This window comes from Streptomyces sp. L7 (genome assembly GCF_050990935.1).
GTDB lineage: Bacteria > Actinomycetota > Actinomycetes > Actinomycetales > Microbacteriaceae > Leifsonia.
The window spans coordinates 3,341,451-3,365,482 of sequence record NZ_CP194644.1 but is presented as its reverse complement, the minus strand read 5'-3'; the positions used below and the strand labels follow the sequence as shown (position 1 = coordinate 3,365,482).

25 protein-coding genes and 1 pseudogene are annotated in these 24,032 nt (G+C 71.5%); 17 read left to right on the top strand and 9 right to left on the bottom strand.

The features are described 5' to 3' along the window. Positions 1-7 precede the first annotated feature (7 nt). The 4 genes and pseudogenes from ACR5MH_RS17125 to ACR5MH_RS17110 form a co-directional block, all read left to right on the top strand. The gene (locus tag ACR5MH_RS17125) at positions 8-697 is read left to right on the top strand and encodes a TetR/AcrR family transcriptional regulator (protein ID WP_431348287.1); all 690 of its coding nucleotides are present in this window, start codon (positions 8-10) and stop codon (positions 695-697) included. After that, entirely contained in the window at positions 694-1,419 is a 726-nt protein-coding gene (locus ACR5MH_RS17120; protein ID WP_433861982.1) for a hypothetical protein, read from the top strand. The genes ACR5MH_RS17125 and ACR5MH_RS17120 overlap by 4 nt, the downstream gene beginning before the upstream one ends. Next, on the top strand, positions 1,416-3,311 hold the full coding sequence (locus tag ACR5MH_RS17115) for a YhgE/Pip family protein (RefSeq protein ID WP_431348285.1): 1,896 nt from the start codon (positions 1,416-1,418) through the stop codon (positions 3,309-3,311). Before ACR5MH_RS17120 ends, ACR5MH_RS17115 begins: the two co-directional genes overlap by 4 nt. 40 nt (positions 3,312-3,351) lie before the next feature. Continuing rightward, positions 3,352-3,879, top strand: a pseudogene (locus tag ACR5MH_RS17110) (metallophosphoesterase); the annotation flags it as partial. 56 nt (positions 3,880-3,935) lie between these two features. Here the strand turns inward: ACR5MH_RS17110 and ACR5MH_RS17105 are convergent. Beyond that, entirely contained in the window at positions 3,936-4,100 is a 165-nt protein-coding gene (locus ACR5MH_RS17105) for a hypothetical protein (protein ID WP_431348284.1), read from the bottom strand. Between the two features lie 101 nt (positions 4,101-4,201). Between ACR5MH_RS17105 and ACR5MH_RS17100 the strand changes: the two genes are divergently transcribed. Beyond that, the gene (locus ACR5MH_RS17100; protein ID WP_431348283.1) at positions 4,202-4,615 is read left to right on the top strand and encodes a DUF3052 family protein; all 414 of its coding nucleotides are present in this window, start codon (positions 4,202-4,204) and stop codon (positions 4,613-4,615) included. A gap of 73 nt (positions 4,616-4,688) precedes the next feature. On the opposite strand, the gene ACR5MH_RS17095 is transcribed toward ACR5MH_RS17100, so the two are convergent. After that, positions 4,689-5,342: a TrmH family RNA methyltransferase gene (locus tag ACR5MH_RS17095; RefSeq protein WP_431348282.1), complete on the bottom strand. Its 654-nt coding sequence runs from the start codon at positions 5,340-5,342 to the stop codon at positions 4,689-4,691. 119 nt (positions 5,343-5,461) lie between these two features. Between ACR5MH_RS17095 and ACR5MH_RS17090 the strand changes: the two genes are divergently transcribed. The 3 genes from ACR5MH_RS17090 to ACR5MH_RS17080 all read left to right on the top strand — a co-directional run bounded on the left by ACR5MH_RS17090 (position 5,462) and on the right by ACR5MH_RS17080 (position 7,683). Continuing rightward, on the top strand, positions 5,462-6,049 hold the full coding sequence (locus tag ACR5MH_RS17090) for a DUF1214 domain-containing protein (protein ID WP_431348281.1): 588 nt from the start codon (positions 5,462-5,464) through the stop codon (positions 6,047-6,049). Further along, on the top strand, positions 6,046-6,708 hold the full coding sequence (locus ACR5MH_RS17085; protein ID WP_431348280.1) for a DUF1254 domain-containing protein: 663 nt from the start codon (positions 6,046-6,048) through the stop codon (positions 6,706-6,708). Before ACR5MH_RS17090 ends, ACR5MH_RS17085 begins: the two co-directional genes overlap by 4 nt. A gap of 174 nt (positions 6,709-6,882) precedes the next feature. Beyond that, the gene (locus ACR5MH_RS17080; RefSeq protein WP_431348279.1) at positions 6,883-7,683 is read left to right on the top strand and encodes an HAD-IIA family hydrolase; all 801 of its coding nucleotides are present in this window, start codon (positions 6,883-6,885) and stop codon (positions 7,681-7,683) included. Positions 7,684-7,696: 13 nt separating this feature from the next. On the opposite strand, the gene ACR5MH_RS17075 is transcribed toward ACR5MH_RS17080, so the two are convergent. After that, entirely contained in the window at positions 7,697-10,699 is a 3,003-nt protein-coding gene (locus tag ACR5MH_RS17075) for a septum formation family protein (protein WP_433861981.1), read from the bottom strand. Between the two features lie 254 nt (positions 10,700-10,953). Further along, entirely contained in the window at positions 10,954-11,502 is a 549-nt protein-coding gene (pyrE, locus tag ACR5MH_RS17070) for an orotate phosphoribosyltransferase (protein ID WP_433861980.1), read from the bottom strand. A gap of 64 nt (positions 11,503-11,566) precedes the next feature. Between pyrE and ACR5MH_RS17065 the strand changes: the two genes are divergently transcribed. After that, on the top strand, positions 11,567-12,412 hold the full coding sequence (locus ACR5MH_RS17065) for an exodeoxyribonuclease III (protein WP_431348275.1): 846 nt from the start codon (positions 11,567-11,569) through the stop codon (positions 12,410-12,412). A gap of 32 nt (positions 12,413-12,444) precedes the next feature. Here ACR5MH_RS17065 and ACR5MH_RS17060 read toward each other — a convergent pair whose 3' ends face one another. Next, positions 12,445-12,591, bottom strand: a complete 147-nt coding sequence (locus ACR5MH_RS17060) for a hypothetical protein (RefSeq protein ID WP_431348274.1) — start codon at positions 12,589-12,591, stop codon at positions 12,445-12,447. Positions 12,592-12,681: 90 nt separating this feature from the next. On the opposite strand from ACR5MH_RS17060, the gene ACR5MH_RS17055 reads away from it, so the two are divergent. From ACR5MH_RS17055 to ACR5MH_RS17035, 5 genes are all read left to right on the top strand, one after another. Next, on the top strand, positions 12,682-13,536 hold the full coding sequence (locus ACR5MH_RS17055) for an ABC transporter ATP-binding protein (RefSeq protein ID WP_431348273.1): 855 nt from the start codon (positions 12,682-12,684) through the stop codon (positions 13,534-13,536). 68 nt (positions 13,537-13,604) lie between these two features. Continuing rightward, on the top strand, positions 13,605-14,642 hold the full coding sequence (locus ACR5MH_RS17050; RefSeq protein WP_431348272.1) for an aliphatic sulfonate ABC transporter substrate-binding protein: 1,038 nt from the start codon (positions 13,605-13,607) through the stop codon (positions 14,640-14,642). Positions 14,643-14,649: 7 nt separating this feature from the next. Next, the gene (locus ACR5MH_RS17045) at positions 14,650-15,552 is read left to right on the top strand and encodes an ABC transporter permease (RefSeq protein WP_431348271.1); all 903 of its coding nucleotides are present in this window, start codon (positions 14,650-14,652) and stop codon (positions 15,550-15,552) included. 139 nt (positions 15,553-15,691) lie between these two features. Next, positions 15,692-16,159 (top strand): SRPBCC family protein, encoded by a 468-nt coding sequence (locus tag ACR5MH_RS17040; protein WP_431348270.1) that lies wholly within the window; start codon positions 15,692-15,694, stop codon positions 16,157-16,159. Positions 16,160-16,187: 28 nt separating this feature from the next. Next, positions 16,188-17,198, top strand: coding sequence for a helix-turn-helix domain-containing protein (locus tag ACR5MH_RS17035; RefSeq protein ID WP_431348269.1), 1,011 nt, complete (start codon positions 16,188-16,190; stop codon positions 17,196-17,198). Positions 17,199-17,201: 3 nt separating this feature from the next. Here the strand turns inward: ACR5MH_RS17035 and ACR5MH_RS17030 are convergent, their stop codons facing one another. From ACR5MH_RS17030 to ACR5MH_RS17015, 4 genes are all read right to left on the bottom strand, one after another. Next, positions 17,202-17,426, bottom strand: a complete 225-nt coding sequence (locus ACR5MH_RS17030; protein ID WP_433861979.1) for a hypothetical protein — start codon at positions 17,424-17,426, stop codon at positions 17,202-17,204. Positions 17,427-17,464: 38 nt separating this feature from the next. Continuing rightward, on the bottom strand, positions 17,465-18,913 hold the full coding sequence (locus ACR5MH_RS17025; RefSeq protein WP_433861978.1) for a hypothetical protein: 1,449 nt from the start codon (positions 18,911-18,913) through the stop codon (positions 17,465-17,467). 171 nt (positions 18,914-19,084) lie between these two features. Next, positions 19,085-19,984 (bottom strand): SDR family NAD(P)-dependent oxidoreductase, encoded by a 900-nt coding sequence (locus ACR5MH_RS17020; RefSeq protein WP_431348267.1) that lies wholly within the window; start codon positions 19,982-19,984, stop codon positions 19,085-19,087. Continuing rightward, entirely contained in the window at positions 19,951-20,175 is a 225-nt protein-coding gene (locus tag ACR5MH_RS17015) for a hypothetical protein (RefSeq protein WP_431348266.1), read from the bottom strand. The genes ACR5MH_RS17020 and ACR5MH_RS17015 overlap by 34 nt, the downstream gene beginning before the upstream one ends. Before the next feature lie 420 nt (positions 20,176-20,595). On the opposite strand from ACR5MH_RS17015, the gene ACR5MH_RS17010 reads away from it, so the two are divergent. The 3 genes from ACR5MH_RS17010 (at position 20,596) to ACR5MH_RS17000 (ending at position 23,914) form a co-directional block, all read left to right on the top strand. Then, complete coding sequence (locus ACR5MH_RS17010; RefSeq protein ID WP_431348265.1) at positions 20,596-22,041, top strand: DUF6421 family protein; 1,446 nt, start codon at positions 20,596-20,598, stop codon at positions 22,039-22,041. Then, positions 22,038-22,754: an SDR family oxidoreductase gene (locus tag ACR5MH_RS17005; protein WP_433861977.1), complete on the top strand. Its 717-nt coding sequence runs from the start codon at positions 22,038-22,040 to the stop codon at positions 22,752-22,754. Before ACR5MH_RS17010 ends, ACR5MH_RS17005 begins: the two co-directional genes overlap by 4 nt. Positions 22,755-22,843: 89 nt before the next feature. After that, positions 22,844-23,914: a threonine aldolase family protein gene (locus ACR5MH_RS17000; protein WP_431348264.1), complete on the top strand. Its 1,071-nt coding sequence runs from the start codon at positions 22,844-22,846 to the stop codon at positions 23,912-23,914. The last annotated feature ends 118 nt before the right edge of the window (positions 23,915-24,032 follow it).

The following is a 24,032-nucleotide window of genomic DNA, read 5'->3' as shown; positions in this document are numbered from 1 at the left end:
TCGTCCCATGCCCACCACCCCCGCGCCCCGCCCCGCCGCGCCCGCACGCGCTCCACGGCGCGACGCGACCGCGAACCGGGAGGCCCTCCTGGTCGCCGCCGCCGCCGCGCTCAACGAGGACATCGACGCCTCCCTCGAAGCCATCGCGGCCCGTGCGGGGCTCAGCCGGCGCGCGGTCTACGGCCACTTCGCCAACCGGGACGAGCTGCTGATCGACGTGTTCACGCGCGGCGCCGCCCGTCTGGCCGCACTGCTCGACCCGGTGTCGCATCCCGACGCCCGCGTCGAGATCGCGCTGTTCGGCGCGACGCTCTGGGCCGAGGTGGAGCACATCCGGGTCAGCGCCGCCCTCGCCGTGCGCGGGCCGCACCGCGAGCTGGTCGGCAGCGCGCTCGACCCGGCACGCGAACGGCTGCGCGGCACGGTCGGCCGCGGGATGACGGACGGGACGATCCGCACCGACCTCGACACGGAGACCGTCACCCGGCTCATCGAGCACGCGGCGGTGTCCGTACTCGACGAGGCGACGCGCACGAAGCTCTCCGACCGCGACGGACACCGGCTGGTCATCCTGGCCGCGCTGTCCGCTGCGGGGATGGGATGGCGCGAGGCCGGTGAGTTGCTGGCGGCGACGCCGGAGCTCGCGTTCGACGCCGTGCAGGGCGCCTCTGCCGGCACGGAGGCGACCGCCCGATGAAGATCATCCTCGACTCCGTCGCCAAGGGAGCGCGCGACGCCGCCCTCCCCGCGACCTCGGTCGCGTTCGAGACCGGCCAGGCCGCGCTCTCCCGCGCCGAGACAGAGCAGCGGCCGACCGTGCTCGGGCTGATCGCGTCCGGACGGATGCGGCCCGACTCCGGCACGGTCACGATCGACGGCCGTACCGACTTCGGTGCCATGCGCCGGCGCATCGCGCTGGTCGACGCTCCCGACGTCTGCGAGCCGGCGTCCGACGTGACCGTGGCCGGGATCGTCGCCGAGGAGCTGATGTTCGCCGGTCTCGCCTCCCACCCGCTCGCGGTGCGCCGCCGGCTCGCGGGGCTGGGCGCGGGCGAATACGCCCGGTACGCGATCGGGACCGTCCCGCCGACCGTCCTCATCCGCCTCCTCACCGAGCTGGCGCTGCTCCGGAAGGACGTCGAGGGCGTCGTGATCGTCTCCCCCGACCGGCACGGCGGTGACCCTGTGGAGTGGTGGCGGTTCGCGCGCGAACTCGCCGGGCGCGGCATCGCCGTGCTCGTCGTCGCGGGCGATGCCTCCGCCGCGGCGATCGCGGCGTCCGCGCTCGTGTCACGGCAGTTCACCGGCGACGACGACGCCGACTCAGTACCTCAGACTTTCGACGAAGACCCGGCACGCGACGACACCGACGATCTGTTCCGTCCGGAATCGGGCGACCTGATCGTGGAGAATTCATGAAGATCCCCCAGATGATCGCGGCCGAGTTCCGCCGCCTGACCGCCAGCCCGATGTCCATCGTGGCGCTCATCGCCCTGATGTGCGTCCCGGTGCTCTACGGCGGCCTCTACCTCTGGGCCAACCAGAACCCGTACGCGAACCTCGACCGCATCCCCGCGGCGATCGTGGTGGACGATACCGGCACGACCGTCGACGGCAAGACCGTGAACTACGGCAGCCAGGTCGCCGACCAGCTCATCGCGGACGGCTCCTTCCAGTGGCATCGTGTCGCCTCGGGCTCCGCCGCGTCCGGCGTGGACGACTCGAAGTACGACTTCAGCATCACCTTCCCGTCCGACTTCTCCACAGCGCTCGCATCGGCCTCCGGAACATCGCCGCAGCGCGCGATCGTCACCCTGACCACCAACGACACCAACAGCTACCTGGCGTCGACCATCGGAACGCAGGCGGCCGAGAAGATCCGCTCCTCCATCGTCAAGCAGGTGAACGAGGAGGCCGCCCAGCGCTTCCTGCTCGGACTCGCCGACATCCGCACCAGCCTGGTGAAGGCGGAGGGCGGCGCCGCACAGCTCATGGACGGCAGCGCCGGCGCGCAGAGCGGGGCCGCCCGGCTCGCCGACGGGACCGCCCAGCTCGCGAGCGGGACGCAGACGCTGGCGAGCAAGCTCGGCGACCTGTCGTCCGGCGCGGCGCAGGTGCGCGACGGCGCGGCCCAGGTCAGCGCCGGCGCCTCCCAGGTCGCTGCCGGGAACGACCGGCTCGCGGCCAAGGCCACCCAGGCCGGTCAGGCTGCGGCGCAGCTCGCGGTCGAGGCGCCCGCCGCCGGGCAGCAGCTCATCGCGCAGCTCCAGGCGTCGCACGTCGAGCCGGCCGTGATCGCGCAGGTGGAGGCCGGGCTCAACGGCATCGACCAGAAGGTGCAGACCGGCAACACGCAGATCCAGTCCGCCGTCGGGCAGGTCAGCCGACTCGCGGCAGGGTCCGACCAGGTCGCCGCCGGGGCGGCGCAGGTGTCGTCCGGGGCGTCCCAGGTCGCCGACGGGGCGTCGCAGGCGCAGGCCGGCGCCGCGCAGCTCGCGAGCGGAGCCGCCTCGGCGGCGACCGGTTCGGCGAAGCTCCGGGACGGCCTCACGACGCTGCACGACGGCACCACCCAGCTCCACGACGGCCTCGCGAAGGGCGTCGCTCAGATCCCGGACAACTCGCCCGCCCTCCAGAAGAAGCAGGCATCCACGATCGCCGACCCGGTGAACCTGAAGAACGACTCGGTCACCTCGGCCGGTACGTACGGCGCGGGCCTGGCGCCGTTCTTCGTCGCGCTCGCGGGCTGGATCGGCATCTACGCGTTGTTCCTCATCGTCAAGCCGGTGTCCCGGCGGGCGATCACCGCCCTCCACTCGCCGGTGAAGATCACGCTCGCCGGGTGGCTCACGCCGGGCCTGCTCGGCGCTGTCCAGATGATCGGGCTGTTCGCGATCGTCTCGGGCGCGCTCGGCTTCGGCATCCATAACCCGCTCGGCATGTTCGGGATGATGGCGCTCGCGTCGGTGACGTTCGCGGCCATCATCCTCGCGCTCAACGTCTGGCTGGGGAGCGTCGGGCAGTTCCTCGGGCTCGTGCTCATGGTGCTGCAGCTCGTCACCGCGGGTGGCACCTTCCCGTGGCAGACGCTTCCGGGGCCGCTCGCGGCACTCCACCACGTGCTGCCGATGTCATATGCCGTCGACGGCATCCGCCAGCTCATGTACGGCGGCAACCCCGCGACGGCGTGGGCGGACGCGGGCGTCCTCGCGGTGTGGATGCTGATCGCGCTGCTCGTGTCGGCGATCGGGGTGACACGGATGACGCACTTCCGCACGCTGCGCGACCTGCGGCCGTCGCTGATCGGCTGAGGCGCCGGCAGCCTCGCTGGCGTCGGACCGTGGCGCTAGGGTGGGCGGCGTGACCGACCGACTCCGGATCCTCCACCTCAGCGACACGCATCTCTACGGCGACGGCCGCCTCCAGTACGGGCTGGTCGACACCCTCGAAGCGCTCGATCGGGTGCTCGTGCGCGCCGGCGAACTGGAGACGGTGGACCTGGTGGTGGTGTCCGGCGACCTGTCCGACGACGGGACGGCGGCGTCGTACCGGCTGCTGCGAGAGCGGCTGGAGCCCTGGGCGGCGGAACGAGGGGCGGCGGTCGCGTACGCGATCGGGAACCACGACCTCCCTGACGCCTTCGAGGAGGTGCTCGGAGAGCGGGAGCGGGTTCTCCCGGTCCGCGGCTTCCGGGTCGTGACGGTCGACACGACCGTGGCTCGGGCCGGCTACGGAACGGTCGGCGACATCCGGCTCGCGCGGCTTCGGGAGGTTCTCGCCGAGCCGAGCGCGAACGGGACCATCGTGGTGCTGCACCATCCGCCGGTCCCGCCGACCACGGGGCTGTTCGAGAGGCTGCGGCTGGTCGACCCGGACCCGCTGCTCGAGGCGTGCTCGGAAGGGGATGTGCGGCTGATCCTGGCCGGGCACTACCATCACGCGCTCATCACCTCGGCGGGCGCCGGGGACATCCCGGTCGTGGTGGCCCCCGCCGTCGCCAACACGACGGACGTGCTCTGGCCGCGCCCGCGGAGCGCGCCGAGCGCGGGGCCGGGTTCGCACTCGTCGAGCTCCCCGCCGACGGCGCAGTACGGGCACATGTCGTGCGCGCGCCGGCACCCGACGACGGCGCGACGGTCTACGACCTCGATGCCGACGCGATCGCGCGGATCGCGGCGGACGCCGGCTGGCAGGGCGCGGTGTGAGCGGCGCCGGCTACTCGGGCACGCCGCTCTGGAAGAAGCTCGGCCTCAAGCCCGGGATGCGCGCGCAGCTCCTGCACGCCGACCCGGGCTGGGCGGTGCCCGTGGAGGACGGGCCCGTGGACGTGGAGTGGCTCGCACCCTCATCGGCGGAGCCGGCCGGGCTCATCGTCGCGTTCTACCGGGAGGCGGCCGACTACGTCGCCGAGCTCGACGCGCTGGCGCCGCGCATCCACCCCGCCGGGATGATCTGGGCGGCGTGGCCGCGGAAGGCCGCCGGCCATGTCAGCGACATCGACGAGAACCTCATCCGCGACACCGCGCTCGCCCGCGGGCTCGTCGACGTCAAAGTCGCCGCACTCTCCGCCGACTGGTCCGCCCTCAAACTCGTCATCCGCCGCACCAACCGCTGACCCGACGCCATCGATTCCTCACTTTCTCCCGCCTCCGCGCGGCGTGTTGCGGGAGAAAGTGAGGAATCGATGGCTAGTCGAAGGGGACGTGCTGGAGGATCCAGGCGTGCATGGCGACGGCGGCGGCGGCCGACGCGTTGATGGAGCGGGTCGAGCCGAACTGGGAGATCTCGACGACGATGTCGGCGGCCTCCAGGGCGGCGGGTGAGAGGCCGGGGCCCTCCTGGCCGAACAGCAGCACGCACTCGCGCGGCATCCGGTACGTCTCGATCAGCACTGAGCCCGGCACATTGTCGACCGCCACGATCGGGAGGCCGGCCTCCCGCGCCCAGGCGACGAAGGCCTCCACGTCGTCGTGGTGGACCACGTGCTGGTAGCGGTCGGTGACCATCGCGCCGCGCTTGTTCCACCGTCGCCGGCCGATGATGTGCACGGTGTCGGCGGCGAACGCGTTCGCGCTGCGCACGATGGAGCCGATGTTCATGTCGTGCTGCCAGTTCTCGATCGCAACGTGGAACGGGTGGCGATGCTGGTCCAGGTCCGCGACCACGGCCTCCATCCGCCAGTAGCGGTAGCGGTCGATCACGTTGCGGGTGTCGCCGTGCCGCAGCAGCTCGGGATCGTAACGCTCGTCGTCCGGCCACTCGCCGGGCCACGGGCCGACGCCGTGCGTGGTCAGCTCGGCGGACGGCGGCAGGTCGCTGGGCTGGGGGGTCTCCGGACTCACCGACTCAGCGTAGCCGGAGCCGCCGCGGGCAGCCCGGGCAGGACCGTGTTCTTCGAAACAGCCCTGCTTGCCCCGGCCCCTTCCCCTGCCTAGGGTTTCCCCGTGGGCGGATTCTTCCGGTGGTTGGCCGATTCCGGCGTCGTCCAGGGTGTGATCATCGGCGCGACGTTCGCATACGTGACCACGGTCCTGCTGCTGAACGCCGTGGCGAGGTCCGAAACGACGACCGTGAACGGCTGGCGGGCGATCCGCCGTGCCGGCCGTCCCGGAAACGGGCTGCTGGTCCGCGCCGCACTGCAGAAGGCCCTGCCGGTCGTCAACAGCTTCGAGGAGGCCGCGTACTGGAGCGCCAACACCGATGCCACCGGCTCGCGGCTCAGCGGGGACCGTGGCTATCGGGTGCGTTTCGCGGCCGACGGTCTTCCCCGAACGGCGCGTTCTGGTCGCTCACCGCGACGGACCCGACGGGCTACATCGTCGAAACCCGGGGAGGACGGTCGAGCCTCGGCAGCCAGTCGGGTCTGCGCGCGGAGCCCGACGGCTCGCTGGAGATCCTGCTGCAGGCGCAACGACCGCCGGATGCTGCGCTGAACTGGCTGGCGACTCCCCCGGGCCGGTTCTCGCTCATGCTTCGCGCCTATCTTCCCGGGCGCGCGATCCTGGACGGCGACTACCAGCTCCCGCCGGTCGTCGAGGTGCGGTCGTGAATCGCCTGATCCTGAAGTACGCCACCCCGATCACCGTCGTCATCCTCGTGATCTTCGGCTGGGTCGTGTACCGGCGCATCGTGGATGGCGGCCCGGCCGCGATCGTCCCCCTCGGCATCGCGGCGGTGGTCGTCTGGGCGGCCGGAACGTTCCTGTTCGTCTACTTCTGGCCGCGCATCACGGTCGGAGGCTTCAGGCGCGTCTTCACGAAGCGCGGGATGGGCGGCGGCCCGATACCCGTGAACACGCTCTACGCCGTACCGGAGAGCGCGTCGCAGTCCGCCACGGCAGGCAGCGTCATCGCCACCGGCGCCGACGACCTCCTGTACCTGGGCGGCTGGCTGGAGGTCGCGGCCGGTCCGCAGGTGCTGCACGTGCCCGATTCGGCCGGCCGCTACCTCAGCATCCAATTCACCGATCCCGTCTCCGGCTCCAATTTCGCCTACGTGGGCACCCGCACGACGGGAACGGGTCCCGGGGACTTCCTCCTCTGCGACGCCGGCTGGGGCGGCACGACGCCGCGCGGGATGACGCGCATCGACGTCCCCCATCGCGCCGCTCTGGTCATCGGCCGGGTGTTCGTGGCCGACGATGCCGACCGCAGCGCGGCGTACGCGCTGGCGAAGCAGGCGCAACTCACGCCGTACCGGCCGGCGTGATGCGGCTTGGCGGCACTGCGCGTCACTCCGACAGCGGACCGAAACCTTCCTGCAACGCCCGGGCAATATGCAGCTCGACGGCGCTGCGCGTCACTCCGACAGCGGACCGAAACCTTCCTGCAACGCCCGGGCAATATGCTGGTGGCGTCACTTCACCATCGGAAGGGGTCCTGCGTGGCGCGACGCGACGAGATCGAATGCTGGCTGACCGACATGGACGGCGTCCTCGTCCACGAGAACTCCGCGCTCCCCGGCGCGTCCGAGCTGATCCAGCAGTGGCGCGACCAGGGCACACCCTTCCTGGTGCTCACCAACAACTCGATCTACACCCCGCGCGACCTCGCGGCCCGGCTGCGCGCCTCCGGCCTCGACGTGCCGGAGGAGTCGATCTGGACCTCCGCGCTGGCGACGGCCGACTTCCTGCGGTCGCAGAAGCCGGGAGGCAGCGCCTACGTCATCGGGGAGGCCGGGCTCACGACCGCCCTGCACGAGGCCGGCTTCATCATGACCGACACGAACCCGGACTACGTGGTCGTCGGGGAGACCCGCAGTTACTCGTTCGACGCCATCACGAAGGCCGTCCGCCTGATCGGCGCGGGGGCGCGCTTCATCGCGACCAACCCGGACGCCACCGGCCCGAGCGCCGAGGGTCCGTTGCCCGCGACCGGAGCGGTCACGGCGATGATCACGAAGGCGACCGGCGGCATGGAGCCGTACGTGGTGGGCAAGCCCAACCCGATGATGTTCCGCTCTGCGCTCAACCGCATCGGCGCGCACTCCGAGAACACCGCGATGATCGGCGACCGGATGGACACCGACGTCGTCGCCGGCATCGAGGCCGGCCTCCACACGATCCTCGTTCTGACCGGGATCAGCGACCAGGCGGAGATCGACCGCTACCCGTTCCGTCCGGACGAGATCCTGTCCGGCGTGAAGGAGTTGGTCGCGTCGGTGCCGGTCGAGTCGGACCTCTGAGTCGGCGCGCCGGTCAGCCGGTCGGACCCGGCCCCGCCACGGTGGACGTCAGCGGCTGGCCGCTGGAGCGGTTCGCGAAACAGTAGTAGGACCGCTGCCCGCTCTTCCACTGCGCCTCGGTCGCCGGGAATGCGCCCTGCACCTGGAGGTCCGGGTACGCGGCGGCGGCGTTGAGGTCGATCACGCCTGAGGCCGTGCACAGGGTGTTGATCTGCTGCGCGAGCGCATCGGTGCCCGGGTAGGGCGCTGCGGGGTCGGCGGAGACCAGGTTGGTGTAGACGAGCTGCGCGGAGTGCGGGGCCGTGCAGTCCACGACGGTGAACGTCTCCGCCCACGGGCTGGTGTACGGCTGAACGCACTCGCCGCCGCCGAGCGTGTTCCACGCGTGGGTGCCCGGCCCTACCGCCGCGGCCGGCTTCGGGCTGACGGTGGGAGTCGGCGTGGGCGTCGGCGTCGGCGTCGGGGTGGCCGACGGGGTCGTGGACGTCGAGGCCTTCGGGGCGCCCGCGGGCGCGCCGAACAGCGACGGGAGGCGGGTGCCGAGCGCGAACAGGCCGACCAGGACGAGCAGCACCGCGAGGACGCCGAGGATGAGGAAGAGGCGGCGGTTGGTGGGGGGCTGTTCGGAAGGCGGGGCCGGGGGTGCGGAGGTGGGGGGTGCGGAGGCGCCGGAGACCGAGTCGGCGGCGGATGTCGGCTGAGCGTCGCGGACAGGCGGAGTCGTGTCGCGGGCTGCGGCGGCGGCGTCGAACGCGACGGTCGGCGTGTCCAGCGCGTCGAAGGCCACCGTGGGCGTCAGGAGGGCGTCGAAACCGCTCGTCCCCGAACCGACCTGCGGACCCTCCAGCCCGGCCGACGGGGCGTCGAAGGCGAACTCGGCGCCGTCCACCGACGACGGGGCGTGATGCGCCGAGGCCTCGTGACGCGGAAGCGCATCGGACTCCGGGGGAACGTCCTGCTCCTGCTCAGTCGCGAGCTCGGGGAAGAGGATGGCGTCCATCCCCAGCGCGGCCGCGGGGAGAAGGGCGTCGGCCCCGTCCCCATTCGGCGCCTGATCGGCCGGTCCGGAGGGCATGCCGAACGTCGGAAGCGCCCCGTCCGCCACCGGCTCAGAGGACGACGGCTCGACAGGCTCGACCGGCTCGACCGGCGCGACCGGCACGGCGAAGGACGACGGCTGAACACGCTCGGCCGGCTCGCCGACCGGCGTGGGCCGGCCTTGGGCCGCCGACTCGCCGAAGGTGAACGGCACACCCTCCTCAGCGGCTTCCGCGGACGAGGGGAAGCTTCCGCCCTCGGCGGCCGGCCGCTGGGCGTGTCCGTTCTCCTCATCGTGGGCGCCGTCGTCGGACTCCTCGTTGACGCCGAAGTCGCCGAAGAGCTCGGCGATGCCGTCCTGCTCGTCATCGCCCGGCTCGTTGGCGGCGTCGGGCACGGCGGACACGGGAAGGTCCGCCGCGCGCTCCGACGCCGGATCGGTCACGGGCGCGAAGACATCCGGTGCGGCAGCCGAGGCCGCGGCGAGCGCCTCCGCGTCGAACGGACTGGTCGCGGGAGACGGCGGCGCGCCGAGGACCGCCTCGGTCTGGGCGGCCCCGTCGTACCCGGCCGGCGCGACGCCCGGTTCGCTCAGGGGAGGCGGCGTTGGCACGACGTCCTGGCCGTCGCTGGCGCCGCCGGCGGCCGCCCAGGCGCGCGCCTGAGCCTCGGCCTCGGCTCGTGCTGCCGCGGCCTGTTCCTCGGCACGCGCGCGCTCAGAGGCCTCGGCCTGCGCCTGAGCCTGCGCCTCAGCTCGAGCCTGCGCCTCAGCCCTGGCCTGCGCCTCAGCCCTGGCCTGCGCCTCAGCTCTGGCCTGCGCCTCCGCCTGAGCCTGCGCCTCAGCTCGCGCCTGCGCCTCCGCCTGAGCCTCAGCTCGCGCCTGCGCCTCGGCCTGCGCGCGCTCGTCGGCGTCCGCCTGGGCTTGGGCTTCGGCCTCGGCCTGGAGTGCGTCCTTTCGGGTCAGGGGAGGGGCCTGGATGGGGATGATGCCCGTGGTGTCCCCGAGCAGCGGACGCGGAGCGGGACGCTCCTCCTCGAACATTCCGAGCAGAGCCGCCAGGCCGTGGCCCTCGATGGGGCCGGTCGGGGCAGGCTCGGCAACGGGCGGCTCGAGCGCATCAGGCCCCGCCGCTTCAGGTCCGGGTGCCACTGCGCCGGACGGCGCGGGTTCGGGCGCTGTCGGCTCGCGGCGGGGGAAGCCGGGCACGGCCTGATCCGGCGTGGCAGGCTCCAGAACCTCATCGGGACCGGAGAAGCGGTCGCCGACCTCCGGAGGCTGCGGTATGCGCAACGCGGCCACGAAGCCGGTGGGTTCGAACGCCTGAGTCGGCGGCGTCGCAGCGGGCGCAGCCGGCTCGGTCGGCACGGGTGTCGGCTCGGCCACGGACGCAGGCTCCGGCGGCGTCGTAGCGGGCTGATCTGCAGCCGGTGCAGGCGCAGGCACCGGTGCGCCGTCCGGCACCGGAATCGAGCCCTGCCCGGGTGCCGCGTGCGCCGGCTCGGCGCCGGACTCCGGCGCCGCCGGAGGAACGGGCGTCGGCTGCGAGGGGGTCGGCTCGACGAAGTTCGAGCGACGAACGGGAGGAGCATCGTCCTCGGCGTCCCCATCCCCGGCGTCCACATCCCCGGCCGGGCCCTCGGTCTCGTCGAACAGCGACGGGACCTCGGGTGCCGCGGCATCGCGGGACGTCAGGTTCCAGGTGAAGCCGGGGGCGGTCGGGGCGATGAGTGTTCCATCCGGCAGCGCGGCGGCACTGTCGTCGGCCGTGGACTCAGGCGTGTGCGGTTCGCGGAGGAGGTCCTCGAACGCGGACGAGGACGCGGGAGCCGAAGGGACGGGCGCGGCAGGCTCCGTCGGCGGCAGGGGCTCGTCGGAAGCCGCGGTCGGCGAGGCGAATGGCCAGACCGGTACCGAACCGGCCGGAGCGGCAGCTTCGGCCGGAACGCCACCGACCGGCGAAGCAGACTCAGACTCCACCGGGGGAGCGGAGGAGGCGGGAGCAGCGGGGGCGGCCGGTGCGGCCTGCTCAACCGGCGCAGCATCGGGAGCCGAACCCGGCTCCCCGGGCCCAGCCTCCGTGGCCGCGCTCTCCGCATCCGGCGCTTGCGGCCGCGTCAACGGGCGGCCGCCGCTGAGCTGCGCGAGGAACCACTCCGAGCTCCCCACCTCTGGCTCCGTCGCCTGCTCCCGATCCGGCTCGTCGCCCGCCGGGGGTTCGCGGTGTTCCGCCACTACTCCAGCCCCAGATCCTCGAGGCCGATGGCGGCGAAGTACGGGTAGCCGGCCGACTCGATGACTTCGCGCGCGCCCGTGTTGCGGTCGACGACCACCGCGACGCCGGCGATCTCCGCGCCGACCTTCTTGAGGGCCTCGATGGCCTTCAGCGGGGAGCCCCCGGTCGTGGACGTGTCCTCCAGCACGATGACGCGCTTGCCCTGGAGGTCCGGGCCCTCGACCTGCTTGCCGCGACCGTGGTCCTTCGGCTCCTTGCGGACGACGAACGCGTCGTACGCGAGCCCGCGGGCCGCGCCCTGGTGCAGGATCGCGGCGGCGACCGGGTCGGCGCCCATCGTCATCCCGCCGACGGCGACCACATCCGGGACCTCCGCGATCAGGTCGATCATGACCTGGCCGATCAGGGGCGCCACCCGGTGGTCGAGGCTCACCTTGCGCAGGTCGACGTAGTAGCTGGCCTTCTTTCCGCTGGTCAGCGTGAAGTCGCCGTGGAAGACGGCCTCGGCGGAGATGAAGTCGATGAGCTGCTGTCGTGCGTCGGTCACGTCTGACATTCTACGGTTAACCCGCTCCGGGCAAGGGGTCGGCGGTCCCCGATACGATCGGGGCATGCGCGTCGCCACGTGGAATGTGAACTCCATCCGTACCCGAGTCGCCCGGGTGGTGGACTGGATGGTCCGGGAGGACGTGGACGTTCTGGCCATGCAGGAGATCAAATGCAAGCCGGAGCAGTTCCCGTACGAGGCGTTCGAGGCGGCCGGTTACGAGGTCGTCCTGCACGGCCTGAACCAGTGGAACGGCGTCGCGATCGCCGCCCGGCTGCCGATCGAGGACGTCGAGGTCGGCTTCCCCGACATGCCCGGGTTCCTGAAGGACCACGACGGCCCCGACCTCCCGAAGGAGGCCCGCGCGATCGGCGCGACGGTGGACGGCGTGCGGTTGTGGAGCCTGTATGTCCCCAACGGCCGCTCGCTCGCCGACCCGCACTACGTCTACAAGCTGGACTGGCTGGCCGCCCTCGCCGCGGACACCCAGCGCTGGCTGGCCGAGAACCCGGGTCAGCAGCTCGCGCTGATGGGCGACTGGAACGTGGCGCCGCTCGACTCCGACGTCGGCGACCCGAGCCTCATCCCGGGCGTCTCCACGCACATCTCGCCGCCGGAGCGCACCGCGTTCGCTGCCTTCGAGAAGGTCGGACTGACGGATGTCGTGCGGCCGATCGTCCCCGACGGGTACACGTACTGGGACTACAAGCAACTCCGCTTCCCGCGCAACGAGGGGCTCCGGATCGACTTCATCCTCGGCTCGCCGGCGTTCGCCGACCGGGTGTCGGGCGCGAGCATCCACCGGAACGAGCGCAAAGGCGACGCGCCGAGCGACCACGTGCCGGTGCTCGTCGAGCTGGCGGAGGTCGCGACGCATGAGGACGACGACGACCGGCCGATGATCTGGTGAGCACGACTCTCTGATTGCGCCGCGAGCCGCCTTCACATGGAGGTCGTGGTGCAGCCCGAGCCGATGATGCTGACTCCGCGCGCCTGGATGTCGGGGCGCGTGCCCAGCACCGAACCTGTGTGTGCGTCGACGACGGTCACGGTGTCGAAGTCGGGCGCGAGCCCTGGGAACGACGGCAACTGCCGCGCAACCCTTTCGCAACCGTTCGTTACGCCGCATTGCGCCCCCGGGAGCGCCCGCTGGGCCGCTGTCGATAGCGTCGAGGGACCATGCCTTCCGCCTCCCCTGCGTCCGCGTTCTCCGTCGACTTCGTCGGTGTCGGGCGGGCGTTTCCCGGGCTTCGGCAGCGCGGGGCCGCCGCCTCCGTGAGGCCCGTTCTGCGGGACGTGTCGCTGAGCGTCGCGGCCGGTGAGGTCGTCGCGATCCTCGGGGCCAGTGGGTGCGGCAAGTCGACGCTGCTGCGCATCGCGGGCGGGCTCGACTCGCCCACGGCCGGTGCGGCGCGGATCGACGGGTCGCCCGTCGCGGGGATCGACGCCCGGTGCGCTGTCGGGTTCCAGGAGCCGCGGCTGCTGCCGTGGCGGTCGCTCGCCGACAACGTCGCGCTCGGGCTGCCGCGCGGGCTCGACCGGGCCGACGGGCGCGAGCGGGTCGGGAGGCTGCTCGAGCTGGTCGGGCTGGAGGCAGCCGCCTCGCTGCGTCCGCGGGAGGTGTCCGGCGGGATGGCGCAGCGCGCCTCGCTCGCGCGGGCGCTGGCCCGGAACCCGGGAGTCCTGCTGCTGGACGAGCCGTTCGGGGCGCTCGATGCGCTCACGCGGCTGCGGATGCAGGACCTCCTCCTCGACGTCCACACCGCGAACCCCGCCACCATCCTCCTCGTCACGCACGACGTGGACGAGGCACTCCAGCTCGCCGACCGCGTCATCCTGCTGGGCCGCGAGGACGGCCGTGACGGCGCGACCATCCGTCGCGTCGTCACGGTCCCCGGCACCCGACCGCGCGACCGGGGCTCCGCGGCGCTCGCCGAGCTCCGCGCCGAACTGCTCGACGGGCTCGGGATCGACCGGCACGGGAGGGCGCTGGACGACCACCAGGCGCCCGCCATCGCGCCGTTCCCGTACTGAGCCCGGCCAGCACAACCAGCACCAGCCACGGAACACAGCACCGCCCCACCAGACCCGAGAGGCACCCGATGCACCGCAGACCCACCATCCTCCCCGCCGCCGCGGCCGTCGCCGCCGCGGCCGCCCTCCTGCTCACCGGCTGCGTCGCCGGGGAAGGCGCCGCCGCCGGCTCCCAGAGCACCGCCGGCGTCACGAAGGGCGGGACGCTCAACATCGACTTCGCGACCTACAACCCGCTCAGCATGGTCATCAAGAAGGAGGGCTGGCTCGAGAAGGCCCTCAAGAAGCAGGGCATCACGGTCAACTGGGTGCAGTCGGCCGGCTCCAACAAGGCCAACGAGGCGCTCCGCTCCGGCGCGATCGACGTCGGTTCCACGGCGGGCTCGGCCGCCCTCCTCGCGCGCGCCAACGGCTCGGCCATCAAGACGATCGACATCTTCTCCCAGCCCGAATGGTCGGCCCTCGTGGTCGGCCCGAACTCCCCGATCACCTCGGTGAAGGAGCTCAAGGGCAAGCAGATCGCGGCGACGAAGGGCACCGACCCCTACTTCTTCCTGCTGCAGGCGCTGGAGGCCAACGGGCTGTCGGCGAACGATGTCACGATCCAGAACCTCCAGCACGCCGACGGCTGGGCGGCGCTGCAGAACGGCTCGGTGCAGGCGTGGAGCGGGCTCGACCCGATCATGGCCAACGCCCAGAAGTCCGGGGCGAAGCTGCTCTGCCGGAACGTGAAGTTCAACACCTTCGGGTTCCTCAACGCGACCGAGTCCTTCCTCTCGTCGAAGCCGGACGTCGCACAGACGGTCGTGAACACCTACGAGCACGCGCGCGCCTGGGCGCTGAAGCACCCGGACGACACGGCGAAGATCCTCGCGGACGTCGCCGGCATCGACCCGGCGGTCGCGACCACGGTCATCACCGAGCGCACCAACCTCGGCGTCTCCAACATCCCCGGAGCGGCCCAGCTCGCGGTGCTGAAGAAGGTCGGCCCGATCTTCGTGCAGTCCGGCGACGTGCGCACGCAGGGCGACATCGACACGGCGCTGAGCACCCTCCTCGACCCGACCTTCGCCACGAAGGCCGACCCGAGCGCGATCGGCGGTTGAGCGCGGGATGACGTATCAGAACGCGCCGGACGGCGACGGGCCGCTGATCGTCGTCGGGGGACCGGACGGCGGCCTCCCCGTCGCGCGCCGAACGCCGCGGGAGCCGACGCCGCAGGAGCCGAAGCCGCGGGCGGCATCGTCGCGCGCGCCGTTCCTCTCGCGCCGCTCGGTGCGGATCGTCGGCGGCTCTCTGATCCCGGTCGCGCTGCTCATCGTCTGGCAGCTCGTCTCCACGTCCGGCGCGTTCTCCTCCTCCCAGCTCCCCACCCCCGCGATGGTCGTGCAGGCCGGCGTCGACCTCGCCCAGCGCGGCCTGCTCGGCCTCTACATCGCCATCTCGACGCAGCGCGTCCTCATCGGGTTCGCGATCGGGGCGGCGCTCGGGCTGCTGTTCGGCGCGATCGTCGGGCTGTCGCGCCTCGGCGACATCCTGTTCAGCCCGACCCTCGGCGCGATCCGGGCGGTGCCGTCGCTCGCCTGGGTGCCGCTGCTGATCCTGTGGTTCAAGATCGGCGAGGACTCCAAGATCATCCTGATCGCGATCGGCGCGTTCTTCCCGGTCTACACGACCGTCGCCGCCGCGCTCCGGCACGTCGACCGGCAGCTCGTGGAGGCCGGCCGCGCGTTCGGGCTCGGGGGCGTCCGGCTGTTCACGACCGTGCAGTTGCCGTCCGTGCTGCCCGCGGTGGTGTCGGGGCTCCGGCTCGCGCTCGCGCAGGCGTGGCTGTTCCTCGTCGCGGCGGAGCTGATCGCGTCATCCATGGGGCTCGGCTTCCTGCTCAGCGACTCGCAGAACAACGGGCGCACGGACCGGCTGTTCCTGGCGATCATCCTGCTCGCGATCCTCGGCAAGCTGACCGACTCGCTGGTCGGGCTGTTCGAGCGGTGGGCGAACCGCCGCTGGGCCTGATCCCTCTTCCCACCATCCCGGCCGACTGTCGACCCCTCGAACGCCTCGGCGATCCCGCCTAGCGTCGACGCCGAATCCGTACACATCGAGATGCGCGATCGAGCCATCGAGATGCGCCATCGAGGAAAGGAATCGGCCCATGGCCACCGTGACCCAGAGCATCGACGTGAACGTGCCCGTCACCACCGCGTACAACCAGTGGACCCAGTTCGAGAGCTTCCCGCACTTCCTCGACGAGGTGGAGGACATCCGCCAGGTCGACGCCACCACGAACCACTGGCGCGTGAAGATCGGCGGTGTGACCCGCGAGTTCGACACTGTCATCGCCGAGCAGCACCCGGACGAGCGTGTCGCCTGGAAGAGCGTCGCGGGAGACGTCGTCCACGCGGGAGTCGTCACCTTCCACCGCCTCTCCGACGACAGCACGCGCGTGACCGTGCAGTTCGACTGGCAGCCGGGCGACGCGCTGGAGAAGGTGGGCGCCGCGCTGGGCGTCGACGACCACGCCGTCAAGAAGGACCTCCGCAACTTCAAGGAGTTCATCGAGGCGCAGCCGGCCGAGACCGGCGCCTGGCGCGAGGATGTGGACCGGGGAGGCGTCGCCTGACCCGAAGGGTCTGCTAGGTTCTCGCCCCATGAACCCTGGGGAGCAGCCGCCGGATCGGAGATTCGCGCGGCTGCTCCTGGGTTTCGACGAGACGCGCCGCAAGTTCAGGGAGACGACCGTCCCGCTGCTCTGCACGACCCGCGAGTCGCAGACCTTCCGCACGGCCGTGAGCGGCGCGATCGTCGGCGGCGTCGTGTTCAACGCCATCAGCGGCTCGCGGCACACGGTCGAGCAGCCCGACCAGCACGGCGGGAGCGAGACCGGGGCCAACGCGATGATCCACATCCAGCTCACCGGGGAGAGCGCCCTCGAGCAGGACGGCCGAACCGCCGTGGTGCGGGCCGGTGACATCACCGCGTACTCTGCCGCGCGCCCCTTCGTGCTCGACCACGGCGGGGAGAGCCTCATCGTGCGGATCCCGCACCGCGCGTTGCCGGTGCCCGCGAGCACGGTCGACGAAGTGGTGGCGGTGCGGTTCGAGCGGGAGCGTCCCCTCGTCGGCATCGTCCACCCGCTCGCCGTGCAACTCGGGCGCACCGCCCACCGGCTCGAGGGCAGCGCGGGCCGGCGACTGGTCGACAGCGCGGTCGGGATGCTGGGCGCCGTCGTGGTGGAGGCGCTGCAGGATCGCGAGACCGGCGCCAGGGAGTCCCAGCTCGACCGGGTCATCGAGTACATCGAGCTGAACCTCTCCCGGCCCGACCTGACGGTGGCGGAGATCGCGAGCGCCAACTTCATGTCGGTGCGCAAGCTCCACGCGCTGTTCGGGGAGCATGACAGCACGGTCGCGGCGTGGGTGCGGTCGCGGCGGCTGGAGCGCTGCCGGATGGACCTGTCCGACTCGGAGTTCGGCGGCCTCCGGATCGCCGAGGTCGGGGCTCGGTGGGGGTTCAAGGACGCGGCGCACTTCAGCCGGCTTTTCGCGGAGCGGTACGCCACGTCGCCCCGTGCGTTCCGGGCCTCGATCGCAGGGGTCGCGGCGCGCGGACGGGTGGCGAGCCCGCACCCGGACTCGCCACCCGCTCCCGTGCTGCGCTAGCGGCTACGTCCGGGTCGAAGGCTGCGTCCGCGCGGGCCGCCGCTTCATCGCCTGAGCGATGGCGAGCCAACCGCTCGTCACCAGCAGCACGATGGCCAGCGCCGCCATCTTCCATGCGTTCGTGAGCGCGTCGCCGGTGCTCGCGAGCGCGCCTGCCGGCGGGGCCGCGTCCGAGCTCACCGGGGCCACGCCCGCCTCATCGACCGACCGGTCGTCGAGGGGCGGCACCGTGATGTCGGTGTCGTCGTCGGAGCAGACGGCTCCCGTCAGGGGTCGTCCTCGCAGACGCCCTCCGTCGTGATGGACGCGGTGTTCACGATCGACGTGCCCGGGCCCACGTCGGCACGGACGGCCGCCGAGACGACGATCTCGCGCCGCTCCCCCACAGCCAGCTCGCCGAGCTCCCACACCAGCGTCGAACCGGAGGACGCCGGGCCGGGCGCGACAGAGGACTCCACGAAGTCCAGGTGCTCGGGGAGGGTGTCGACCACGACCACGTCCGGTGCGGGGACGTCCCCGACGTTGGCGGCGACGAGCACGTAATCGAGGCGCTCGCCGGCGGTCACGGCCGTCCGGCCGTCGTCCTTGGCGATGGACACGGCGGGCAGCGTCAGCGGCTCCTGCGGCGGCGGGGTGACCGGCGCCGGGTCGCGGGCGAACGGGACCTCGAAGCCGCTCTCGAACAGGTTGGGGAGGACCGTCTTGATCTGGTCGTTCGCGGCACGGACTCCGCTGCCGAGCGGCGTCCCGCCGCCGAGGCCGTGTGCGAACATCTTGCGGAAGCCGAGCGTGACGGGACGGTCGAGCGGCTTCTTCTTGGTGACGTGGATGCTGCCGTCGGTCGACATCGTGGCCCCGAGGTAGTCGTCGTAGCCGGGCGTGGAGGCGGCGGGGTCGACCTCGAGGGTGAAGCCGCCGAGCGCGCCGGCATCCGTGAGGGTGACGCGGTCGGCGAACGTGAGGGGATCCGGCCCAAAGTCCGGGGTGGTCTCGAACCGCGCCAGCAGTGCGTCGAGTTCGGCGTGGAGGGCCGTCAGGTCGACGGGCTCGACCACGACCGTGACGCCATCGGGGCCCATGGTCCGCCGGTCCACGGAGAAGTCGCTCAACTCGAGGTACGGCAGCGGTTGCGAAACGTTGTCCCGCGCGAACAGGTGCCACGCTGCGATCTGCGCGGCGAGCATGATGTCGGACGCCTCGGCGGTGCGGAACGTCAGCGGCTGCGAGCCGTCGGCGGCGATCGAGAGGCCGCGCTCGGCGGCGAGCTGGAGGCCGGCGTTCAGGGTGCGCGAGATCCGAACCGCCGTCTCTTCGGGCACCAGGGTCGTCAGGTCGAAGTACTCGGAGCCGTCGGGCACGCGGTAGTCGACGTGGAGGATGTCGATGCAGACCAGGACGCTCTCCGGAAGGTAGGCGCCGGAGCCGGGGTCGCGGCCGAGGAAGTAGTACGGCATCCCGACCACCGGGTCCCCGTTGGAGTGCCGCAGCGCCGGGAGGGGCAGTCCGGCGTGCGCCGCCTCGATCCGCTCCACGTCCAGGCGGACGTGGCTGTAGAGGCCGCCGTAGAGGGTGGGCCTGGTGTCCCAGTCGACGCCGGCGATCGCCCCCGGCCGGGCGTGCGCCGCCCTCGGTGCCTCCGCGAGCGCGGCGAGCGCGACGCCCTTCGTGACGACGAATGCGATCGCCGCCGTGATCCGTGTTCCGATCCGTTTCATGTTGCGAGCCTTTCGAACGAACGGGCCAGGTTTCGGCCCGCACCTTCAGGCTCGGCGACGCGTGCGGCGCGGAGGGCGGACTGTGCACGGATCTCCACGTCCCGCCGCGGGATCGGCACGGATCGTCAAGTCGCGGACGGTCGCGGCGACCGGCCGGGGAGCGGTCGGCGGTCAGCGGCCGGTGAACTCGTCCATCGAGCTGTAGACACCGAACAGCCGCCCGGCCACGAGGTCCCAGGCTCGGGTGGGGAGGACGCCCTTCAGCGTCTTCGCGAGCCCGACCGACCACGGCAGCAGCAGGACCGGCTTGCCCGCGAGCATCGCCCGCCAGACCCGGTCGACCACGTACTCCGGGGTGAGGATCGGGGTGAGCAGCGGCCCGCGGGCGCCCTCGAACATCCCGGTGTCGATGTAGCTCGGCGCGACGGTCGTCACCTTCACGTGGCCGTAGCCCTGCTGCTCCAGCTCGAGGCGGAGGCTGTCGCTCCAGTTGATGACGGCGGACTTGCTCGCCGCGTAGACGCTCATGCGCGGGTTGGCCAGGGTGCCGGCCGCCGAGGCGATGTTGACGATGCGCGCCTCGCGCGGGCTGCCGATCATCCCGCGCAGGAACTCCCGCGTCGTGTACATCGGCGCGAGCGCATTGACCTGCATGGTCGCGCGGGTGTCGTCGCCGTTGTCGTGGTCCCAGAAGAACTTGCCGCGCACGATGCCCGCGTTGTTGATGAGCACGTCCACGCCGCCGAGCTCCTTGCGCACCGACTGCGCGGCCTGGGCGATCCCGCCCAACTCGCGGAGGTCGACCACGTGCGGGTGGATGCTCGTCCCGGCTGCCGTGCCTCCCGCCGCCGAACTCGGGGAGCCTGCTGGGGCGCCCCACGCGGTGACGGTGCGGCCCGCGAGCACTTCAGCGCGCAGACGATCGGTGAGCCGGGTGAGGCCGGCCTCGTCGCGATCCCACAGCACGACGTCGCGGGCGCCCTCCCGGACCGCGCGCTCCGCGTAGAGGAGGCCCATCCCGGAAGCCGCACCGGTGATCAGGACGCGTGCGCCTCGAACCGTTCTCGCCATTCGTCCATCATCTCAGGCCCTCTCACCTCCGGCGAGGGACCGCCCGATATGCGGCCCTCGCAGCGGGGTCGAGGTGCTCGGTCGTCGCCGGGGCCGGTCGTGAAGAAGCGCTGGAGGAAGACCGCGTCGGCGGGGTCGGCGACCGACGCCAGCGCCTCCATGACGGCTACGGCGGTCTGCTCCGTGGTCACGAGAGCACTCTAGGTGTTCGGAGGGCGGCGTGGTTTCGCCGGTGGCGCGAGTCCGCGGGGTGCTGTGATTTCGCGGGGTCCTGTGATTTCGCGGGGTGCTGTGATTTCGCGGGGTGTCCGGCGTTTCCCGAATGAACGGACACCCCGCGAGCAGCCTCCCCGCCAGCCGCACCGGTCGGCACGAGCACGTCCCGGCATGTGAGAGAGCGGGCGTCCGGGAATCCATGACGCGGCGGGAGGAAATCCTTTCCTCGGCACACTGCGGCGTTTTCGTGCGCGACCAGCCCCGGCTGCGCAGATTTCCGCCGAAACTGTCAAGAAATCGCCCGGACTTCGCGGTTAGGCTCGGATCGGAGCGCGGAAAGCTGCGCTCCATCGCAGTGCCGCTAGCGCGGCCGATCGTACGACGGGAGGTTCGTCATGTCTCAATTCGTCCCGCAGTTCACTGCAGGAGCCATTGTCGGGGAGCCCGAGGTCGTCGAGGACGCCCGCTCCGTCCGCGAGGTCGCGACGCATCCCGCGTGGCTGCGGCTCAAGGAAGCGGCGACCGCCCTCCAGGCGCTGCAGGTCAAGGACGGCTCGGTCGAGCAGGAGTCCGACAAGGCCGCCGCCGCCGAGCTCACCGCGACGATCGTCGACGCCGTCGCCGAACTCGCCCCGTTCTTCCCGCACGACGCGGCGTACCTCGACGCGCTTCGCCGCGACTTCGGCCGCTGGGCCCACGAGGGCTTCGGGGTGCCCGACTTCCTCGACGCGCTGAACGCGTTCCAGCCGCAGCAGCACCGCGTCGACGGGCTCGGCCACCTGGTCGTGTTCCCGATGTACACGCAGAACGGCAGCACGAACCGGTTCGTCGAGGCCGTGCTGGTGGAGGTCATCTGGCCCGAGTTCGTGGCGGCGCTGGAGGCCGGCGACTACGGCAACAAGCTGTTCGTCGCGCTGCGCTTCGTGGACTTCACCCCGGGCTACGACACCAACTCCGCGGTGCTGTTCCCCGAGACGGTCGCGATGCGCGAGATTCCGTCGTTCACGTGGGGTGCGATCTTCCAGGACCGGGAGGCCGCCCGCTACCGGCGGGTCGTGGCCGCTGCCGCACAGATCACGAAACTGGAACTCCCGGAGGATGCCGCCCTCATGCTGGAGGACCAGCGCCTGACGGAGGAGACGTTCGTGATGTGGGACATCATCCACGACCGCTCCCACATGCGCGGCGACCTGCCCTTCGACCCGTTCATGATCAAACAGCGGATGCCGTTCTTCCTCTACTCGCTGGAAGAACTGCGCTGCGACCTGACCGCGTTCCGCGAATCCGTCCGCCTCCAACGCGAACTCGGCGCCCTGCCCGAATCGGAACTGTCCCCGGCGCAGAAACAGATCCGCGACCACGCCAAACTGGTGCAGTACGCGGTGATCTTCGACCGGATCTTCCGGTTCGCGATCACCGGCAGCCGCATCCGCAACTACGACGGCCTCGGCGGCCAGTTGCTGTTCGCCTGGCTGCACCAGCACAACGTGCTGCACTGGACCGACACCCAACTCACCATCGACTGGGATCAGGTCCCCGACGTGGTCATCGCCCTCTCGGACCGCATCAACGACCTGTACTGGCGCTCCATCGACCGGCCCAAAGTCGCGCACTGGCTCGCCGCCTACGACATGCTCACCCAGACCCTGACCCCGAACCCGGCGTCGGTGTGGGCACGCGGACTGCCGGACGAAGTCCTCGCCGGACCACCCAAGGGATACACCGACGCCGTCCTGGACGACGAATTCCCCCTCTCCATGTTCTACGAAGCCCTCAACAAGAAGATGGCCACCGTCATCCAATCCACCTCCGGCATCACCGGAACAACGGACGAGGCGTGACGGATCAGGAAGGTTCGGCGTCGGCGCGGTTCTCACCCGAAGGAATCGCGCCGGCGCCGGCGAACGGCGTCGCCGGGCGCCTCGTGCTGATCGCCGGCGCGACCAGCGCGTCCGGCGAGGCGGTGGCGCGCGCGCTCACGGCGGCGGGCGCGACCGTGCTCGCGGTCGGCACCCGGCAGGAGGCGCTGGACTCCCTGGCGCAGGCCGTCCCCGGCGTCGACACCCGGGTCTGCGACTTGGCCGACCGCGACGCGGTGGCCGAGCTGGCGATGCGCATCCACCTCAAGTTCGGGCGCGTCGACGGCCTGGTGCACCTGGTCGGCGGCTGGCGCGGCGGTGGCGGCATCGCCGGGCAGAGCGACGCGGACTGGGACTTCCTCTTGCGCGGCTTCCAGACCCTGCGGAACACCACGCGCGTCTTCTACGACGACCTTGTCGCCTCCCCTGCCGGCCGGCTGGCCATCGTGTCCTCCACGGCGGTCGACAAGCCGTACGCGGGCGGCGCGAACTACGCTGCGGCCAAGGCGGCGGCGGACGCGTGGACACGCGCTATCGCCCAGGGCCTCGGCAAGGAGGCGCCGCAGTCGGCGGCCGTCGTCTTCGTCGTCAAGACGCTCGCCGGCCTGGAGGAGCGCCTCGGTGAGGAGGTCGTGCGCCTCTGGGACGTCGACGCTGCGCCGTTGAACGGTGCGCGCCTCCCCGTCGCCCTCTGACATTCGTGCCGAATGTCCACTTTCGCGGGGCCGTAACGCACATTCGTGCCGAATCGGGGCCGCGCTTTCAGCGAATCTAGGATGGAACAGTGACGCTTCAACTCCATGACCTCAACCTGCGCGGCTTCGCGTCGGACAACTACGCGGGTGTGCACCCGGAGATCCTCGACGCGATCGCCGCCGCCAACAACGGGCACCAGATCTCCTACGGCGAGGACGTGTACACCGAACGCCTCCATGAGGTTTTCGCGCAGCACTTCGGCGACGGCGTGCAGGTGTTCCCGGTGTTCAACGGCACCGGCGCGAACGTCGTCGGCCTGCAGTCGATGGTGCCGCGCTGGGGAGCGGTGATCTGCGCCAAGACCGCGCACATCAACACCGACGAAGCCGGAGCCCCCGAGAAGGTCGGCGGGCTCAAGCTGCTGACGGTCGAGACCCCGGACGGCAAGCTGACGCCCGAGCTCATCGACCGCGAGGCCTGGGGCTGGGGCGACGAGCACCGTGCGCAGCCGCTCGCCGTCTCCATCACGCAGACCACCGAGCTCGGCACCGCCTACAGCGTTGAGGAGATCCGCGCGATCGCCGACCACGTGCACGCCCGCGGCATGAAGCTGCACTTGGACGGCGCCCGGATCTCCAACGCCGCCGCCACCCTCGGCGTGCCGCTGAAGGAGTTCACCACCGACGCCGGCGTCGACGTGCTCAGCTTCGGCGGCACCAAGAACGGGATGCTGTACGGCGAGGCCGTCGTCGTCCTCAACCCGGCCGCGTCCGAGGGCCTGCTCTACCTGCGCAAGCTCAACATGCAGCTCGCGTCCAAGATGCGGTTCATCTCCGCGCAGCTCATCGCCCTGCTGCACGACGACCTCTACCTGCGCTCGGCGTCGCACGCCAACGCGATGGCCTCCCGGCTCCGTGGCGCGCTGGAGGCCGGGATCGCGGACGGCAGCATCCAGGGCGTCGGCTTCAGTCAGGCCACCGAGGCGAACGGCGTGTTCGCCACGCTTCCGGCCGGCGTCGCGGACCGGTTGCGGCAGCACTTCCGGTTCTACGACTGGGATGCGGCCCGCCACGAGGTGCGCTGGATGTGCTCCTTCGACACCACCGAGCAGGACATCGACGACTTCGTCGCGGCCCTGGTCGCTGAGCTGGCGGCCTGATCGGGCCGCACCCCCTCTACTGGGGACAGGCCGGGGTACAAACATGTCCTCCATTTGGCCGACACATGCGATAGTCTCTAAGAGTCGACGGAGGAACCCGAATAATCCTCCAGCGATA